This window comes from Pseudomonas sp. AC242 (assembly GCF_979258655.1).
In genome coordinates this window covers 2,753,494-2,769,261 of record NZ_OZ409873.1, presented here as the reverse complement: position 1 = coordinate 2,769,261, position 15,768 = coordinate 2,753,494, and the positions used below count along the sequence as shown (strand labels likewise).

Sequence of the window (15,768 nt, the reverse complement as noted above, 5' to 3'; positions counted from 1 at the left end):
CGTTTCGTGAGCGTCAAAAGGGCTGAAGTGGCGACGTGAGGCGCAAACTCAGGGTAGACGAAACGGCGAGGTTATACGCACTCAAGGCATCAAAGACCAGCATCAACAGATGTGGATTTGTAAGCCGGCCAACCCTTGCAGGCGAGCGTTGATCGTATTGTTCGCCGGGGCGCGGGCGATGCCGGACGCGACGAGTTCACTTCGCTTGTTGAATTCTTGCCTGAGTGTCCTGATCGATGAGGGCGCGCAGTGCAGCGAAAACCGGTGCGGCACTGGTGTGCTTTTTGCCGTAGGTCAGATTGAAGCGGTAGTCGAAGTCCGCCGGGTTCTGGCCCTGAGTGTGTTGCAACAGGGTTTCCAGTTTATCCAGTGCCTTGACCGCTTTGGCTTCGGTTGACCGGGCATGTTCGTAGTCGTCCCACAACGCAAGAATCTCGTTTCTCAGCGCCTCATCAAGCGAGCGGGTGAGCAGCAGAAGGTCATTACGCTCCTGCTCAGCCTTGTCGGGGAACGCGGCCTGATCGACTGCCGGGATGTCGCCGTTGATCGCTTCGCCCAAGTCGTGAATCACGCACATCTTGAGCACTTTCAGCAGGTCGAGTCCGACCAGTTCATCGGCGAAAACCATCGCCATCAGGCACAGGCGCCAGCTGTGTTCGGCGGTGCTTTCGGTGCGGCCGCTTGAGGTGTGTGCGCTTCGGAGAACGTCCTTGAGTTTTTCCGCTTCACGCAGAAATTCAAGGCGTCCGCTGATTTTTTCGAGGTCCATGAACTTGCCCGGTTGTGGTGCCGAGAGGCAAGCCTAGAGCCGGTGGGGTTGAGCGTCCACGCATAAAATATGCGTTCAAAGCGTCTCGACCAGCCGCGCCGCCGTGCCGTCGGACAACGGAATGCGGGTCCAGCGGCACAGGCTCTGGCGGATTGGCACGAGGTCGGAGTCGTTGTTGCCGGTGACAAATTCCAGCGCCGGTGGCGCCTGCAGTTCGCGCCAGCCGAGGGCGTCGAGTGCGAGTTCGTTGCTGGCGATTTCCGGCGTCACGAAACGCCACAACGATTGCCCGAGCAATTGGCTCAACGGGCTGGCGAACTGCGCGGCACGTGCCGGGGAGCAGGCCAGCAAGCGGTGGGTGAGGTCACAGACCAGATGCACCGGTCGCGTGCTTTCGCGCACCAGACGGGCGAGAGCCTGATCGGCTGCCGTGTCGAGACGCGCGGCCAGCAATTGCTCAAGCTGTAGATGCGCAGCCGGATCCAGCGCCAGCACGCCACTTTCCCAACGGGAAATAGTCGATTGGGTGACGTTGAACATCTGCGCGGCATGGCTTTGCTTGACGCGATGCAACAAGCGCCAACGACGCAGGGCGATGCCGGGGAGGGCAGATTTGAGCAATGAAACTGACATGATGGATGTCGGAAAAATCTAAAGGGCCGCCAGTCTGAAGACTGCCGACCCCTGCTGCAAATCGATCTGACGATCAGACTGCTTCGGGCAGTCTGGCAATGACCTTGATCTCGAAATCAAACCCATACAGCCACGTCACACCAACAGCCGTTACCGTCGGATGCGGCGCCTCGCCCCAGAACTCGGTCAGCACCACATCCCAGATCGTCTCGAATTTCGACTGGGGGTCAACGATAAACACGGTGACATCGACCACGTCATCGAAGCTGCCACCGGCCTCCTCAAGGATTGCATTGAGGTTAGTGAAAGCCTGACGCACCTGGTTTTTCAGGTCCGGCTCGGGCGTGCCGTCCTCGGTGCTGCCGACCTGTCCCGAGACAAACAGAAAACCGTTGGAGCGAATGGCTGGCGAGTATCGATGCCGCTCATAGAGGGTGCGGCGTGCGGGTGGGAAAACAACATCGCGCTGAGTCATGGGAGTGTCTCCTTCATTTGAGTTGATGGAGCCACTGTAGGTATTTGCAGACAGGCGATAAACGCGCAAGCTTGGCGTTCACTGTTTGTGAAATCCAAACAATCGAGGGCGCACCTTGGACCGTTTTGACGCAATGCAAGCCTTTGCCCGGGTGGTCGAGGCGGGGAGTTTCACCAAAGCGGCAGAAACCCTGCACATGAGCAAAACCACCGTGACGCAACTGGTTCAACAGTTGGAGGCACGGCTGCGGGTCAAACTGCTCAACCGCACCACGCGCAAGGTCAACGTCACCGCCGATGGCGCGGTTTATTACGAGCGGGTGATCAAGTTACTGGCGGATATGGACGACGCCGAAACCAGCCTGCCCGGCGCGGCGGCGATGCCCAAGGGCCGACTGCGCGTGGACGTCCCGAGTCCGCTGGCACGGTTGATTCTGGTGCCGGCCCTGCCTGAGTTTCACGCGCGTTATCCGGATATCCAGATCGACATGGGCGTCAGCGACCGCATCGTCGACATCATTGATGAGAATGTTGATTGCGTGGTGCGCGGTGGCGAACTTATGGACTTGTCGCTGATGGCGCGCAAGGTCGCCGACCTGCAGTTGGGCGTGTTTGCCGCGCCGCAATACCTGGCGCGGGCGGGCACACCTGCGCATCCACGGGAGCTGGAAGACAGCCATCATCGCGTAGTCGGTTTCCTCTGGGCACGCACCGGCAAACCAGTGCCGTATGCGTTGCACAATGCCAGTGAAAACCTGCAAATCAAAGGCCGCCACGTGCTCGCGGTCGATGATGGTAATGCCTACCTCGCGGCAGGTCTGGCGGGCTTGGGCGTGCTATGGCTGCCCAAATACATGTCTGCCGAACACGAGGCGCGCGGCGAACTGATGCCGCTGTTCGAGGACTGGAAACTCGAGTCGATGCCGCTCTACATCGCGTATCCACCGAACCGCCATGTCAGCCTGAAACTGCGAGTGTTCATCGACTGGATTGTCGAGGTGATGGCGCAGCATGACCCGGTGATCGATAGGCTGGGGTTGCGATCAACGACAGGTGATTGACTCTGACGCCATTCGAGCCAACTATCGGCGCACAACAACATGACCGATGGACCCGAACTTGATCGAACGACGCCAATTCAGTGGAGGCATGAAGGGGAAAAACCTCCGCTATCTGAATGAGCAGGGCGCAGATGAAACGCGCCTGACCCGCACCGGTTTTCTGCTGCTCGAACACTTTTCATTGCCGGCGTTTACCCAAGCGCTGGACACCGTTGTCACTACCAACCTGTTGCGTCCGGGTTTGTTTTCCTCGCGTACGTTTGGTTTGGGTGACGGCGAAGTCATCAGTGATCTGGGGCTGGTAATCCGCCCCGATGCACGTCTGGATTCGGCCGCGCTTCAGCAACTGGATCTGCTGGTGGTGTGTGGCGGGTATCGCACCGAACTGCGGGCGAGTGATGAGTTTATTCATTTGCTGCGGGCCGCAGCGGAGCGGGGCATCAGTCTCGCCGGGTTGTGGAATGGCTCTTGGTTTCTCGGCCGCGCCGGGTTGCTCGATGGCTATCGCTGCGCGATCCACCCGGAGCATCGCCCGGCACTCACGGAAATTGCTAAAACCACCCATGTCAGCAGTGAGCCTTACGTGATTGATCGCGACCGGCTGACGGCTTCGAGTCCGTCCGGTGCTTTTCACATGGCACTCGACTGGATCAAAAGCCTGCACGGCAAAGCCTTGGTCGAAGGCATCGAAGACATTCTGGCTTTTGAGGAGTCGCGCTACCGGCGGATCAAACCGGATGAAAATCTCTGCGTCAGTGCGCCGTTGCGTGAAGTGGTGAAGCTGATGGATGCCAATCTGGAGGAGCCGCTGGAGTTGGAGCAACTGGCGGTGTACGCGGGCCGATCCCGTCGCCAGTTGGAGCGCTTGTTCAAGGAACAACTGGGCACCACGCCGCAGCGTTATTACCTCGAACTGCGCATCACCGAAGCAAGGCGTTTGCTGCAACACACCGAGCTGTCACAAGTGGAAGTGCTCGTAGCGTGCGGCTTCGTTTCCCCAAGCCATTTCAGCAAATGCTACAGCTCATATTTCGGCTACAGACCCTCCAAAGAAAAACGGCTGGTCAAATAACCCAAGCCGTTACCCACCTGAATTCACCTCGATATCCCACGTCGGCGTACCTCTCCCAAACACCTCGGTCAGTCCCCTCTCCCTCTGGGAGAGGGCTAGGGTGAGGGAATTGGCAGCAGTGGTCCCCAACTGTTTCCTTACCTGAGTTCACCTCGGTATCCCACGTCGGCGTACCTCCCCCAAACACCACGGTCAGTCCCCTCTACCTCTGGGAGAGGGCTAGGGTGAGGGGCTTTTAAACACCATCACCCACACACGTTTAACTTACACGCACTGTTACGCCATAACGGCTACAACACCTTGCGCCGTTGCCTACGCGTACGCCAGAATCCGCCGGCTTACGCGCCTTGAGGCGGGCTGTATCGTTTCCCTGTCACTGCAAAACAGTGATGGGGTTTGGTAGCCCGTCTTCTAAGCGTAATGCGCCGCTATATGCAGTCTCTTTTCGGGGCTCGGTTTTATATGGTGGCCATGCGTGGGGCTCTTTCGGGAGCGCCGGGGTTTACTCGCTTAGACCGGTCTACCAACCCGCGCAATGGTCACCACCCTCGTTTGGTAGCGCGAGTGATGGCTCCTTATTCTTTGCTAAGCGAGTGTCATCCATGTTCAAAATCACGCCAAACCCGCCAGAAACCGATCCAATCCCCTACGACGCCGCACTCGAACCTCAAAACATCAAAGAGGCCACCGACCGCGCGATCAACTTCTACCTCAATCCTTCCGCGCTGAAGACTTCAATCCCCACCCGCAAAACCGGCAAGATCTACCTGATCGACCCCACGGTGGATAACGATACCCTACTCGTCGAAGCCACTGAAACCTTGTCCTGCGCCAGTGACATGGCCCGAGATCTCGCCGATGTGATCGACCCCTCACAGCGCAAAAAGATGCTGATCCTGCAACAGGTGATCATGCTCAGTGAGCTGGTGGTCGGTCGAGTTCTGGATAACCAGCGCTTGCCGCACTAGTCGCGATGCAGATGGGTGAGGGGGCGTGCCCCCTCATTTGCACGGAAGCGTCCGCGATCGCGGCGCTTCACGCCTTCTATCAAAGAACCTGAAGCGGTTCTTGTCTGGAGTTTCAGCTGATGTCTCAGCCACCTGAACCACCGGTCACAGACCTGGTGTCCCCGTACGCATCGCCCAATTCAAGAAAGCTCCACGAAGCCGCAGAACGGGCGCTTGACCATTACCTGTTGCCTGCCGCGATCATGGCCACACCCTATACGCCCAGTACGATGTTCATGGTTAACCCGCAATCCGACGCCGAGTCCTTGCTGAGCAATGCCAGCGGTTCCCTGGCGTCCGCCACGGTGATGCTCGGTAATTTTGCCGGGGTGCTGGAGGGATCGAACCGTCATACGCTGCTGGGTATTGCGCAAGTGGTCATGTTGGGGGAGTTGGCGGTGAACAAAGCGTTGGATCTGGTTGTGCCGACTGAGTGATCGCGCACGTTAGTCGGGATTGAGGGTGTTTGGTCGGGCATGATCGCGAGCAGGCTCACTCCTACATTTGAAATGCGTTCCCCCTGTAGGAGTGAGCCTGCTCGCGATGACGCCCGTTCAGGCAAGGAATCTGCAAAACGTGAGCATCCCTCAAGCCTCAATCCCACCCTCAAATAATCAAGCAGTCAGCCAGAGCGGCTGACTGCTTGTTTGTTTCTACAGGTGATCCGCATCAATCACAGCCTTGGCAAACGCCTGCGGATCTTCCTGCGGCAAGTTGTGGCCAATCCCGCCATTGATCAAACGGAACTGATACTTGCCGGTAAAGCGCTTGGCGTAATCCTCCGGCGCCGGGTGCGGCGCACCGTTGGCATCGCCTTCAAGGGTGATGGTCGGCACGCTGATCGACGGCGCGGTGGCGAGTTTCTGTTCCAGCGCGGCGTACTTCGCTTCGCCCTGTACCAGGCCCAGACGCCAGCGGTAATTGAACACGGTGATGTCGACGTGATCCGGGTTCTCCAGTGCCTTGGCACTGCGATCGAACGTGGCGTCGTCGAATTTCCATTGCGGCGAAGCGGTTTGCCAGATCAGTTTGGCGAAATCATGAGTGTTCTTCTCATACCCGGCGCGACCACGGTCAGTCGCAAAGTAGAACTGATACCACCACTGCAATTCTGCCTTGGGCGGCAGCGGGTTCTGCCCGGCGGCCTGATTGCCGATCAGATAACCACTGACCGAAACCAAAGCTTTCACCCGTTCCGGCCACAGCGCCGAGACGATGTCCGCCGAGCGCGCGCCCCAGTCATAACCGCCAAGCACCGCTTGCTTGATCTTCAGCGCGTCCATGAAATCGATGACGTCACTGGCCAGCGCCGCCGGTTGGCCATTGCGCAGGGTGTCTTTGGAGAGGAACTGCGTATCGCCATAACCGCGCGCATACGGCATCAATACCCGATACCCCTTGGCCGCCAGCAACGGTGCGACTTCGTCGTAGCTGTGAATGTCGTAGGGCCAGCCGTGCAGCAGGATTACCACCGGGCCATTGGCAGGGCCGGTTTCGGCGTAGGCGACGTCGAGCACGCCGGCCTTCACATGTTTGAGCGGGCCGAAAGGCGAGGGCGCGGAATAGCTGACGGCGGAAGGTTCTGCGGTTTGCGCCTGAGCGCTGCCAAAAGCGCCGAACAACGACAAAGCCAGAATCGACAAGCCGAACGCGGTTTTGCGGGTGTGCAGTGCCATCTTCATGGTGACTTCTCCTTTGCGAGCCTTTGGCCAAGGGTTCTGAATGAACACCTGAAACCTTGAGTGCATTTGAGCGCGGAGAGGTATCTGGCCTGTGTCGAAGAACGGCTTTGTTGCAAGTCGATGTGTCGCGGTGGGGTTCGTACACAGTCTGATACACGGCAACGAAACCGACTCACCACGGGCCTGATTCAGGCCAAAATAATAAGTCGCTGTTTTAAAACAAAAAATATTTCACTTCGCGCTTCCCAAAGCCAAAAAACCTTGGTAAATTGCGCCCCGTTCTCACAGCGAACCTAACGAAGTAGCTGGAAAGAGCAGTAGGGGCGTCGCCAAGCGGTAAGGCAGCAGGTTTTGATCCTGCCATGCGTTGGTTCGAATCCAGCCGCCCCTGCCATATTCGAAAAAACGCCAACTTCGCAAGAAGTTGGCGTTTTTTATGCCTGCGATTTGGCCAGGCGGAGCAGGGCAGGCGTGCGCGGCGCCGAAGCACCGCGCACGCCGTCCACTCAGTGCGGTGCGCGCGGGATGGTTTTCATCAGGTCTTCGGGGCTGATGTGGCCGACCACGCTGCCCGGTTGCGGCAGGTTGAGGATGTGGCCTTTCATCTTGCCGATGATGTGCATCTCGCACGGCTTGCAATCGAACTTCAGCGTCAGCACTTCATCGCCGTGGATCAACTGCATCGGCGCAACTTTGGTGCGCACGCCGGTCACGCCTTTCGCCTGTTTCGGGCACAGGTTGAAGGAGAAACGCAGGCAGTGCTTGGTGATCATCACCGGCACTTCGCCTGGCTCTTCATGCGCTTCGTACGCCGCGTCGATCAACTTGACGCCGTGACGGTGGTAGAAGTCGCGCGCCTTCTGGTTGTAGACGTTGGCGAGGAAGGTCAGGTGCGAATCCGGGTACACCGGCGGCGGGTTGGTTTCGGCTTTACGGCCGCCACGCGGGTGAGCGGCGACACGGGCGGCGGTCAGGGCTTCGATCACTTCACGGCGCAGCGACTTGAGCTGCGAGTTCGGGATGAAGAACGCCTGTGGCGCATCCAGCTTGATGTCGGTGGCGTGGTACTGCGTGGTGCCGAGCTGGCCGAGCAGATCACGCAGCTGTTCCAGAGCTTGCTCAGGCTTGTTGGCCACACCGAACGGGCCGGCGAGGGTGACACTGGCGCTGATGCCTTCTTCACTGGTGGCGGTCACTTCCAGCTGTTCTTCACGCAAACGCGCGACCCAACTCAAAGCCACGCGACGCTCGGACGAAGTTTTTTGCAGCGCCTGTTGCCAGTTGTGATCGAGGTTGCGATTCAACGGGTGGTTCGGCCGCAGCTTGTACAGGCCTTCGGGCATTTCGTTCGGCTCGACGCGATAGCGGTAGCGCTTCTCGCCGTCTTCTTCGAACTCGCCTTTGGCTTCAGCGATGTTGGCGCGGAAACCGACCACTTCGCGTTTGACCAACACGTTGAGGCCATCACCGTTGGACAGCGGTTCGTGGGTCACGACCTGCATGTCGCGTTTGCCGACTTTCTCGACCGTGCCCACTGGCAGACCGGTGAAGGTAGGCGAGTCGAAAGCGCCGATGTCGATCTTGCGATCGGTGACGAAGTAGTCGGTGCTGCCCCGGTGGAAAGTCTTTTCCGGGTCAGGCAGGAAGAAGTGCGCGGTGCGGCCGCTGGAGGCGCGGGCCAGGTCCGGGCGATCTTCGAGCACGTCGTCGAGGCGCTGGCGGTAATAGGCGGTGATGTTCTTCACATAACCCATGTCCTTGTAGCGACCTTCGATCTTGAACGAACGCACACCGGCTTCAACCAACGCGCGGATGTTGGCGCTCTGGTTGTTGTCCTTCATCGACAGCAGGTGTTTTTCGTAGGCGATCACGCCACCCTTTTCATCTTTGAGGGTGTACGGCAAACGGCAGGCCTGCGAGCAGTCGCCACGGTTGGCGCTGCGACCGGTCTGCGCGTGGGAAATATTGCACTGGCCGGAGAAGGCCACGCACAACGCGCCATGAATGAAGAACTCGATGGCGGCGTCGGTTTCGTCGGCGATGGCGCGGATTTCTTGCAGGTTCAGCTCACGGGCCAAGACCAGTTGCGAGAAACCGGCCTGATCGAGGAACTTCGCCCGCTCCAGCGTCCGAATGTCGGTCTGGGTCGAGGCGTGCAGCTCGATCGGCGGAATGTCCAGCTCCATCACGCCCAGATCCTGAACGATCAGCGCGTCGACACCGGCGTCGTACAACTGATGGATGAGCTTGCGCGCCGGCTCCAGTTCGTTGTCGTGCAGGATGGTGTTGATGGTGGTGAAAATTCGCGCGTGATACTTGCGGGCGAATTCCACCAGTTCGGCGATTTCGCCGACTTCGTTGCAGGCGTTGTGGCGCGCACCGAAGCTCGGGCCGCCGATGTACACGGCATCAGCGCCGTGCAGGATCGCCTCACGGGCGATGGCCACATCGCGGGCAGGGCTGAGCAATTCCAGATGATGCTTGGGCAAGGACATAGTTTTTTTAGTCAGGCTGTCACGGTTAGGCGCGCATTCTACCCGTGAAACGACATGTCGGCACCTATGTAGCCGATGGACTGCCAATCGCGCTACACACGTTTCGCGGATTCGCGCAACTGTCAGACCTGTCAGTTGTTGTGCAGTAGGAAGTTCGAAATAGTAATGAAATCACTCGCCGAACATTCATTACGAAAAGGACATGTTGCTATGAACGATAAAGACTATTTTCGTTATTTAGGCATCAACAAAAATAATTTGAACAGAAGGACTCGCGCGCCGGAAATTTACTACAAAGCAGTGATTGATCCCGTCCATCCGCACCTTGACGGGCCGGTATTCCAGGCAACCAAAGAAGGCAGAGCTTTCTACTTCGGTTCCGCCGAGACCTTTAGCCTGATCGCGCACCATAGAGAGCATGCAAACGACATTTTCGAAATAATGTCATTCGTTATCAATAACGAGCTACCCGATGGGGAACACGACATAGGGGGGCAGGGTAGTAGTGTTCAAGGGCTCATCACAATGACCCCGCATATCATCTATGCCAAGGCGGGGAAAATTAAGTTTCAGAGAAATGACGCGAACAGTTCGATAACCGCCAGTTTCTACTTCGACTTTGAGCTTGAGGATGACGGCCAAATAAAAAAATACAGCGTGAAGGAAGGAAAGTTATCGCTTGTCGCAACAGGGCCACTTGAAGCCCGGAAGCAATCCTGAAAATGACCCGAGCCAGCCTTTAGAGGCTTGGCTCGGGTTTTAAGCTTCGATGAATCGGCGGCTGATGACTTAAAGGCGTGGAACTCAGGCCTTGGCCGCCATCGCAGTCACTTCCACACGCATGCCTTCAACTGCCAGCGACGCCACACCTACCGCCGCACGCACCGGCCATGGCTTGGCGAAGTAGCGCTTGTAAACCTCGTTGAATGCCGCGCGATCGGCCATGTCGGTCAGATAGATGGTCAGGTGCATTACGCGGTCCATCGAGCTGCCGGCGCGTTCCAGCGCAACTTTCAGCGCTTGCAGGGTGCATTCGCTTTGCAGGGTGATGTCGCCCAGTTCCAGACTGCCGTCGGCACGGGTCGGGATCTGCGTGGACATCATGATCCCGTTGAACGTGGTGACGTCCGACGAAATCGAGTCTGCGTCCGGATCGGGGGTAAAGGTGATGTCTTGGTTAGCCATGCGGATCCCTTGTTTGAGCGAGTAAATCGCGCCAGTTTACAGATTCAGGGCTAACGGACAAATGATCAGCCGCCACCGCAGTGAAAGCGTTGAGGGCGATCAAACCGGCTGCGTCGCCGCTTCTGCCGCTATGGCTGCAACGACGCTGGGGCGGGCGGCGATGCGACGGGAGTGGGCGGCCAGCGCCGGCCAGTGCTGCAGGTCGATATTGAAGCTTGGCAGCCACGTCAACACGCTAAACAGGTAGGCATCGGCGACTCCGAATGTGCCCAGCAAATAGTCCTGATCCACCAGCCTGCGGTTCAGGTAGTCGAGGCGTTTGAACAGTTTTTGCGTAAAAATCGTTTTGGTCGCTTGTGGCATTTGCGCATCGAACAGCGGTGCACAGCCACCGTGAATTTCCGTGCTGATGAAGTTCAGGTCCTCTTGCAAGCGCGTCCGCTGCCAACTGCCGAGTGTCGGCGCCAGTGCGCTTTCGGCGACCTGATCGGCGAGGAACTGCAGGATCGCCGGGCCTTCTGTCAGCGCTTCGCCGTTATCCAGGAGCAACGCAGCGACGTAGCCCTTGGGGTTGATGTCGCGAAAGTCTTGTCCGTCGGCCGTGCGCTTGCTCTGATTGTTGACGCGAATCAGCTCGAAGGGCAGGCCCGATTCGCGCAACACAATGTGCGGCGCCAGCGAGCAGGTCATCGGGGCGAAATACAGTTTCATGGCACTTCCAGTGGGTGGGGAAGTGTCAGCATCCCTTGCAGGGACAGGTCTTCGCAAAGGTCATTTGCGGTGTTAGCGTATGACAAAATCTCATGAGTACCGAACTCGCCATGGTCGCCAGACTCCCCTCGCTCAACGGCTTGAAAGCGTTTGAGTGTGCCGCTCGGCATATGAGTTTCACCAAGGCTGCCGAAGAACTGAACGTCACGCAAACCGCCATCAGCCATCAGATCCGCCGTCTCGAAGAGGAGTTGGGCGTGAATCTGTTTCTGCGGCTCAAGGATGGGCTGGCCCTGACTGAAGACGGCCAGGCGTACTTGCCTGGCATTCGTACAGCGTTCCAGGAGTTGCGCTATTCGACGCAGACGTTATTGGAGTCGCGCCACAACAGCGTGTTGACCATCAATACCTTGGTGTCGGTCGCCTCCAAATGGTTGTTGCCGCGATTGCCGTCATTTCAGCAGGCGTTTCCCGCCATCGATGTGCGTATCAGCGCATCCACCGAGCTGGTCGATTTTCGTCGGGGCGGCATCGATGCCGCGATTCGTTACGGGCGTGGCGACTGGAAAGGCTTGCGCGCCGATTTCCTGATGTCCGATGAGATTTTTCCGGTGTGCAGTCCGGCGTTGCTCGACGCGTCGAAAAGCCTGAGCGCACCGGCCGATTTGCTCGAGCACACGTTGTTGCAAGTCAGTGGCATGACCGCCGGCGACTGGAACAACTGGCTCAGCGCCGCCGGTGAGTGTGCGCAACTCGCCGAGCGCCCGCGCCTGACCTTCGATCTGGCAATGATGGCCGTGCAAGCGGCGGTGCACGGGCAGGGTGTGTGCATCGGGCGTTCGACGTATGTCGACGATGACCTGCGTGCAGGCCGGCTGGTCGCGCCCTTTAATCTACGGTTGAAGGATGACTTGGGTTTCTATTTGGTAACACCCCATGAAACCGCCGATACCCGCAAGATTGCGGCGTTCAGGACTTGGCTGTTGGCGCAACGCCCCGGCGACGAGGCCTTTGTATAAGCGTGTATCAATCCCGTGCAAGGACACACGTAAACAACAAATCGAGGATTTGCGACACATCCTTTCTACATGCCGCGCCCACAGTAGAGGTCACCCAACACGACCTTTGAGAGGCACGCCATGCACCGTCCACTGTTTCTGACCACCGCAGTAATCTTCGCTTCGATGATCGGCTTCGCACACGCAGCCGACGCGCAACCCAAGAGCTGGCAGCAAGGGCTGAGCCGCACCGATCTGGTTCGCCAAGATCTCGGCGCGGCCGAGCGCGAAGTGATTCAGGCACGGGTTGATTTCGAACCGGGCGTGACCTCGCCCCGGCATGCCCATCCGGGCGTGGAAGTCGCTTATGTGATCAGCGGCACGTTCGAGTATCAACTGGAGGGCCGGGCGCCGGTCACGTTGAAGGCCGGTGATTCGCTGTTCATTCCGGAAGGCGTGGCGCATATCGCGCGCAATGTCGGTCAGGACAAAGGTTCCGAACTGGCGACTTACATCGTCAAGAAGGGTGAGCCGGTGCTGATTCTCAAACCATAAGGCACAGGTCGGGCCCTGCCGCGCTGGCAGGGCTGACGACTGATGCGGAATTTAATGCAGGGTGACCACCCGGCGGCTCTCGCCAATGCGGATTCTGTCGAGTGCGCGGTTCAAGGCATCAAGCGCATCGAGCAGCGCCTTGGCCTCGGCTTCACGTCCATCCCCCCACAGACGTTCGGCCATTTTGTTCAAGGCCTGAATAGAGCGCTCGATATCAGCTGCGGTGGCGGCCTCTTTATTGACCGGCAGTTTTTTCGGCATTCAGGGCTCCTCTGGTGACGGTTAACGGTTCAGGCCAGTTAACCCGTCAGGTGACTTTTTCGACGCCTATTGCAGCACATCTGCAAACGCTTTACTGCGACGGATGCGCGCCTCCATGACGCACGAATGATCAGTGACCGCTCGCACCTGGTCTAGAGTGGATCGATACAACGACTGAACGAGATCAGGACGATGTTTGGCAAGTATCCCGAGCAGAAGCAGAGCCGACAGGTGATGGGCGCGCTGGGGGCCGCATTCGCGACCTTGGGTGTATTTCTGCTCTTCATCGATGGTACCGGCGGCGTGCTTTTCACGGTGCTGGGCGGCGGTCTGGTGCTGTTGACTCTCTTCGCCAAGCAAAAAACCTATACCAAGGTCATGCGCGTACTGGGCTGGTTCGATGGACTGTCGTGAGTGACGGATCACTGGTTGAGTCAAGAATCGACTCGAGTCGGCGGTTTCGCTCAATCAATCGCCACAGAATCGATGGAGTGTTTGGCCTGGGCGATGCTGAGTTCACTCGGCAAGTTCGCGCCATTCTTGGCCGCAAGAATCTCGGCCATCACACTGACGGCGATTTCCGCAGGCGTCTTGCTGCCGATGTAGACGCCGATCGGTCCGTGCAGACGCTGAAGTGACGCCTCGGTTTCACCGAAATGCTCGATCAGGCGTTCACGGCGCAGTTGGCTGTTGCGCCGCGAGCCGATGGCGCCGATGTAAAACGCCGGGCTGTGGAGGGCTTCGAGCAGGGCCAGATCGTCGAGTTTGGGGTCATGGCTCAAGGCAACGATGCAGGTGCGCAGATCGACCGCGAAGTCGCGCACCACATCATCCGGCATGCCAATGATGCGCTCCACACCATCGACCGCCCAGGTTTCGATGTACTCGGGGCGCGGATCGCACACCGCCACTTTAAAACCGTTGAACAACGCCATGGTGGCCAGATACTCGGCCATTGCGCCGGCCCCGATCATCAGCATCCGATAGCCCGGTCCCAAGGTGTTGAGCATCTGCACGCCATCGAAGCTGAACTGTTCCGGCGTCGCAGTCGGTTCGAGCATGACCTGACCGGACTCCAACGCCAGGCGACGACGAACCAGTTGCCCGGCGTCCAGTTGCACCAGCAACGCGTCGAGTGACTGCCACGACGGATTGAACTCAAGGATCAGTTCCAGCGTGCCGCCACAGGGCAAGCCGAAGCGATGCGCCTCATCGGCACTGACGCCATAGCGCACCCCTTGCGGTGCGCTGTCGCTAAAAGCGCTGCCGCCATGGGCCGTGGTGTAGCGATGGATCAGATCGTCTTCGATGCAGCCGCCGGACACGCTGCCCACCACGCGACCATCGTCACGCAACGCCATCATCGACCCGGTCGGACGCGGTGAAGAACCCCAAGTGCGCGCCACCGTGGCGAGCAATACACGCTCGCCAGCGGCAAGCCAGTCCCGCGCCGTGCGCAGGACCAGCAAGTCGATGCTTTCCATCAGTATCTCCTCTTAGCGCATCTGCAGGATGATCGGGCTGCTGCTCGCCGGATCGGTGTGCTCACGCAGTTTGCCCACGGTCTGCGCATCGACAGCGCTGGCCTGATTGCCCCAGGTGCTGCGCATGAATGTCAGCACTTCGGCGATCTGCTGATCCGACAGCTGTTCACGGAAGGCCGGCATGCGATAGGCGTCCGGTACGCCAGCCGCGACCACACGCTGCGAACCATTCAGGGTGATGTTGATCGCCGAGGCGCTTTCCTTGGCCAGTGCCGAGGTGGCGCCCGCCAGCGGCGGCATCCATTCAGGTTGCCCCTTGCCGTCCAGGCCATGGCAGGAAGCACAGCGCGTCACGTAGGTATGCGCACCGGGCGAGTCCAGACGTTGCGCTGCCGAAACCGCTTGATACTGCCACGGCGCGCCGTCCCGTTCGCGATCCCCGGGAAGCGACTTCAGGTAGTGGGCAATCGCGCTCAGATCGTCATCGCTCATGAACTGCGTGGAGTTGTTGAACGCCTCGGTCATTGAGCCGTAGACCACTGCGTGTTGGTTGCGACCGGTCTTGAGGAACTGCGCGATCTCCACTTCGCTCCAGCGACCCAGTCCGGTGTTGTGATCATCGCGCAGGCTCGGCGCGTACCAGCCATCAAGCAAGGCACCAGCGAGGTACGGTTTACCGGCCTCATCCAATGCCTTCTCGTTGAACGCCAGGCCGCGCGGCGTGTGGCAACTGCCGCAATGCCCGGCGCCCTGAACGAGGTAAGCGCCACGGTTCCACTGTTCATCCTGCGAAGGTTTGGCCACGTACGGTTCGGCGTCGACAAACACACCGTTCCACAGTGCAATCGGCCAGCGCAGGTTCAGCGGAAACGGAATCGCACTCGGGATATTCGCCTGTTTGACCGGCGCCACGCCTTTCATGAAAAACGCATACAGCGCACGCACATCATCGTCATTGAGTTTGGCGTAGGACGGGTAGGGCATCGCCGGATACAGACGGCGACTGTCGGGCGCCACGCCGTGGCGCACCGCTCGGTCAAAATCCGCCAGGCTGTAGTGGCCGATGCCGGTTTCCGTGTCCGGGGTGATATTGGTCGCATGGATTGAGCCCAGCGGTGTGGCCATTTCCAGGCCGCCGGCGAACGGCGCACCGCCCGGCACGCTGTGGCAGGCCACGCAATCGCTGAGCCTGGCGACGTATTCGCCACGGGCGACCAGTGCCGGGTCGATATCGGCCACGGCGATCTGATGGGTTTCCAGGCGCGAGACAGGCTCGCGGGTGACATACCAGGCCAGCAGGCCTGCCGCGACCAGGCACGGCACCGCCAGCCAGCCAGCGGTTCTTGCGAATCGGCTGTTATTCATGGACGCTCCGGCGCTG

Annotated in this window: 18 protein-coding genes and 1 tRNA gene; 9 read left to right on the top strand and 10 right to left on the bottom strand. The window is 59.1% G+C overall.

All coding sequences use genetic code 11. The features are described 5' to 3' along the window. Positions 1 to 196 precede the first annotated feature (196 nt). The 3 genes from ACZZ0A_RS12400 to ACZZ0A_RS12390 form a co-directional block, all read right to left on the bottom strand. Positions 197 to 769, bottom strand: coding sequence for an HD domain-containing protein (locus ACZZ0A_RS12400; protein WP_463543178.1), 573 nt, complete (start codon positions 767 to 769; stop codon positions 197 to 199). Between the two features lie 75 nt (positions 770 to 844). After that, positions 845 to 1,402 carry a helix-turn-helix transcriptional regulator gene (locus tag ACZZ0A_RS12395; RefSeq protein WP_123376860.1) on the bottom strand — a complete coding sequence of 186 codons (558 nt, stop codon included), beginning with the start codon at positions 1,400 to 1,402 and terminating at the stop codon, positions 845 to 847. Between the two features lie 73 nt (positions 1,403 to 1,475). Further along, entirely contained in the window at positions 1,476 to 1,877 is a 402-nt protein-coding gene (locus tag ACZZ0A_RS12390; protein WP_007919094.1) for a RidA family protein, read from the bottom strand. Between the two features lie 115 nt (positions 1,878 to 1,992). On the opposite strand from ACZZ0A_RS12390, the gene ACZZ0A_RS12385 reads away from it, so the two are divergent. The 4 genes from ACZZ0A_RS12385 (at position 1,993) to ACZZ0A_RS12370 (ending at position 5,453) form a co-directional block, all read left to right on the top strand. Next, positions 1,993 to 2,937: a LysR family transcriptional regulator gene (locus ACZZ0A_RS12385; protein ID WP_463543177.1), complete on the top strand. Its 945-nt coding sequence runs from the start codon at positions 1,993 to 1,995 to the stop codon at positions 2,935 to 2,937. 46 nt (positions 2,938 to 2,983) lie between these two features. After that, positions 2,984 to 4,009: a GlxA family transcriptional regulator gene (locus ACZZ0A_RS12380; RefSeq protein ID WP_463543176.1), complete on the top strand. Its 1,026-nt coding sequence runs from the start codon at positions 2,984 to 2,986 to the stop codon at positions 4,007 to 4,009. Between the two features lie 602 nt (positions 4,010 to 4,611). After that, positions 4,612 to 4,977: a DUF6124 family protein gene (locus ACZZ0A_RS12375; protein ID WP_463543175.1), complete on the top strand. Its 366-nt coding sequence runs from the start codon at positions 4,612 to 4,614 to the stop codon at positions 4,975 to 4,977. A gap of 119 nt (positions 4,978 to 5,096) precedes the next feature. After that, positions 5,097 to 5,453: a DUF6124 family protein gene (locus ACZZ0A_RS12370; RefSeq protein ID WP_007919067.1), complete on the top strand. Its 357-nt coding sequence runs from the start codon at positions 5,097 to 5,099 to the stop codon at positions 5,451 to 5,453. 216 nt (positions 5,454 to 5,669) lie between these two features. Here the strand turns inward: ACZZ0A_RS12370 and ACZZ0A_RS12365 are convergent, their stop codons facing one another. After that, entirely contained in the window at positions 5,670 to 6,698 is a 1,029-nt protein-coding gene (locus tag ACZZ0A_RS12365; protein WP_007919066.1) for an alpha/beta fold hydrolase, read from the bottom strand. Positions 6,699 to 7,017: 319 nt separating this feature from the next. On the opposite strand from ACZZ0A_RS12365, the gene ACZZ0A_RS12360 reads away from it, so the two are divergent. Continuing rightward, positions 7,018 to 7,092: transfer RNA gene (locus ACZZ0A_RS12360), tRNA-Gln, on the top strand. A gap of 112 nt (positions 7,093 to 7,204) precedes the next feature. Here the strand turns inward: ACZZ0A_RS12360 and ACZZ0A_RS12355 are convergent. Then, the gene (locus ACZZ0A_RS12355; RefSeq protein WP_463543174.1) at positions 7,205 to 9,193 is read right to left on the bottom strand and encodes a peptidase U32 family protein; all 1,989 of its coding nucleotides are present in this window, start codon (positions 9,191 to 9,193) and stop codon (positions 7,205 to 7,207) included. A 210-nt stretch (positions 9,194 to 9,403) separates the two neighbouring features. Here ACZZ0A_RS12355 and ACZZ0A_RS12350 point away from each other — a divergent pair, with 210 nt between their 5' ends. Further along, positions 9,404 to 9,913, top strand: coding sequence for a hypothetical protein (locus ACZZ0A_RS12350; protein WP_463543173.1), 510 nt, complete (start codon positions 9,404 to 9,406; stop codon positions 9,911 to 9,913). An 84-nt stretch (positions 9,914 to 9,997) separates the two neighbouring features. On the opposite strand, the gene ACZZ0A_RS12345 is transcribed toward ACZZ0A_RS12350, so the two are convergent. Both ACZZ0A_RS12345 and gstA read right to left on the bottom strand, forming a co-directional pair. After that, positions 9,998 to 10,378 (bottom strand): RidA family protein, encoded by a 381-nt coding sequence (locus ACZZ0A_RS12345; RefSeq protein WP_007919637.1) that lies wholly within the window; start codon positions 10,376 to 10,378, stop codon positions 9,998 to 10,000. A gap of 99 nt (positions 10,379 to 10,477) precedes the next feature. Beyond that, the gene (gene gstA, locus ACZZ0A_RS12340; protein WP_463543172.1) at positions 10,478 to 11,089 is read right to left on the bottom strand and encodes a glutathione transferase GstA; all 612 of its coding nucleotides are present in this window, start codon (positions 11,087 to 11,089) and stop codon (positions 10,478 to 10,480) included. Positions 11,090 to 11,199: 110 nt separating this feature from the next. Between gstA and ACZZ0A_RS12335 the strand changes: the two genes are divergently transcribed. Together ACZZ0A_RS12335 and ACZZ0A_RS12330 are read left to right on the top strand one after the other, a co-directional pair. Beyond that, the gene (locus ACZZ0A_RS12335) at positions 11,200 to 12,108 is read left to right on the top strand and encodes a transcriptional regulator GcvA (protein ID WP_177321047.1); all 909 of its coding nucleotides are present in this window, start codon (positions 11,200 to 11,202) and stop codon (positions 12,106 to 12,108) included. Positions 12,109 to 12,228: 120 nt separating this feature from the next. Further along, positions 12,229 to 12,642: a cupin domain-containing protein gene (locus ACZZ0A_RS12330; protein WP_007915386.1), complete on the top strand. Its 414-nt coding sequence runs from the start codon at positions 12,229 to 12,231 to the stop codon at positions 12,640 to 12,642. Between the two features lie 51 nt (positions 12,643 to 12,693). On the opposite strand, the gene ACZZ0A_RS12325 is transcribed toward ACZZ0A_RS12330, so the two are convergent. Then, positions 12,694 to 12,903 carry a hypothetical protein gene (locus ACZZ0A_RS12325; protein ID WP_007915388.1) on the bottom strand — a complete coding sequence of 70 codons (210 nt, stop codon included), beginning with the start codon at positions 12,901 to 12,903 and terminating at the stop codon, positions 12,694 to 12,696. Positions 12,904 to 13,095: 192 nt separating this feature from the next. Between ACZZ0A_RS12325 and ACZZ0A_RS12320 the strand changes: the two genes are divergently transcribed. Continuing rightward, positions 13,096 to 13,317, top strand: a complete 222-nt coding sequence (locus ACZZ0A_RS12320) for a hypothetical protein (RefSeq protein ID WP_007915390.1) — start codon at positions 13,096 to 13,098, stop codon at positions 13,315 to 13,317. 50 nt (positions 13,318 to 13,367) lie between these two features. Here ACZZ0A_RS12320 and ACZZ0A_RS12315 read toward each other — a convergent pair whose 3' ends face one another. Both ACZZ0A_RS12315 and ACZZ0A_RS12310 read right to left on the bottom strand, forming a co-directional pair. Then, positions 13,368 to 14,387 carry an XdhC family protein gene (locus ACZZ0A_RS12315; RefSeq protein WP_463543171.1) on the bottom strand — a complete coding sequence of 340 codons (1,020 nt, stop codon included), beginning with the start codon at positions 14,385 to 14,387 and terminating at the stop codon, positions 13,368 to 13,370. 12 nt (positions 14,388 to 14,399) lie between these two features. Beyond that, on the bottom strand, positions 14,400 to 15,752 hold the full coding sequence (locus ACZZ0A_RS12310; protein ID WP_463543170.1) for a c-type cytochrome: 1,353 nt from the start codon (positions 15,750 to 15,752) through the stop codon (positions 14,400 to 14,402). Positions 15,753 to 15,768: the final 16 nt, after the last annotated feature.

Excerpts from the sequence above, each read along its gene's own strand:
- ACZZ0A_RS12400 (WP_463543178.1), bottom strand. The coding sequence starts at position 769 with ATGGACCTCGAAAAAATCAGCGGACGCCTTGAATTTCTGCGTGAAGCG.
- ACZZ0A_RS12395 (WP_123376860.1), bottom strand. The coding sequence starts at position 1,402 with ATGTCAGTTTCATTGCTCAAATCTGCCCTCCCCGGCATCGCCCTGCGT.
- ACZZ0A_RS12390 (WP_007919094.1), bottom strand. The coding sequence starts at position 1,877 with ATGACTCAGCGCGATGTTGTTTTCCCACCCGCACGCCGCACCCTCTAT.
- ACZZ0A_RS12380 (WP_463543176.1), top strand. The coding sequence starts at position 2,984 with ATGGACCCGAACTTGATCGAACGACGCCAATTCAGTGGAGGCATGAAG.
- ACZZ0A_RS12375 (WP_463543175.1), top strand. The coding sequence starts at position 4,612 with ATGTTCAAAATCACGCCAAACCCGCCAGAAACCGATCCAATCCCCTAC.
- ACZZ0A_RS12370 (WP_007919067.1), top strand. The coding sequence starts at position 5,097 with ATGTCTCAGCCACCTGAACCACCGGTCACAGACCTGGTGTCCCCGTAC.
- ACZZ0A_RS12365 (WP_007919066.1), bottom strand. The coding sequence starts at position 6,698 with ATGAAGATGGCACTGCACACCCGCAAAACCGCGTTCGGCTTGTCGATT.
- ACZZ0A_RS12355 (WP_463543174.1), bottom strand. The coding sequence starts at position 9,193 with ATGTCCTTGCCCAAGCATCATCTGGAATTGCTCAGCCCTGCCCGCGAT.
- ACZZ0A_RS12350 (WP_463543173.1), top strand. The coding sequence starts at position 9,404 with ATGAACGATAAAGACTATTTTCGTTATTTAGGCATCAACAAAAATAAT.
- ACZZ0A_RS12345 (WP_007919637.1), bottom strand. The coding sequence starts at position 10,378 with ATGGCTAACCAAGACATCACCTTTACCCCCGATCCGGACGCAGACTCG.
- gstA (WP_463543172.1), bottom strand. The coding sequence starts at position 11,089 with ATGAAACTGTATTTCGCCCCGATGACCTGCTCGCTGGCGCCGCACATT.
- ACZZ0A_RS12335 (WP_177321047.1), top strand. The coding sequence starts at position 11,200 with ATGGTCGCCAGACTCCCCTCGCTCAACGGCTTGAAAGCGTTTGAGTGT.
- ACZZ0A_RS12330 (WP_007915386.1), top strand. The coding sequence starts at position 12,229 with ATGCACCGTCCACTGTTTCTGACCACCGCAGTAATCTTCGCTTCGATG.
- ACZZ0A_RS12325 (WP_007915388.1), bottom strand. The coding sequence starts at position 12,903 with ATGCCGAAAAAACTGCCGGTCAATAAAGAGGCCGCCACCGCAGCTGAT.
- ACZZ0A_RS12320 (WP_007915390.1), top strand. The coding sequence starts at position 13,096 with ATGTTTGGCAAGTATCCCGAGCAGAAGCAGAGCCGACAGGTGATGGGC.
- ACZZ0A_RS12315 (WP_463543171.1), bottom strand. The coding sequence starts at position 14,387 with ATGGAAAGCATCGACTTGCTGGTCCTGCGCACGGCGCGGGACTGGCTT.
- ACZZ0A_RS12310 (WP_463543170.1), bottom strand. The coding sequence starts at position 15,752 with ATGAATAACAGCCGATTCGCAAGAACCGCTGGCTGGCTGGCGGTGCCG.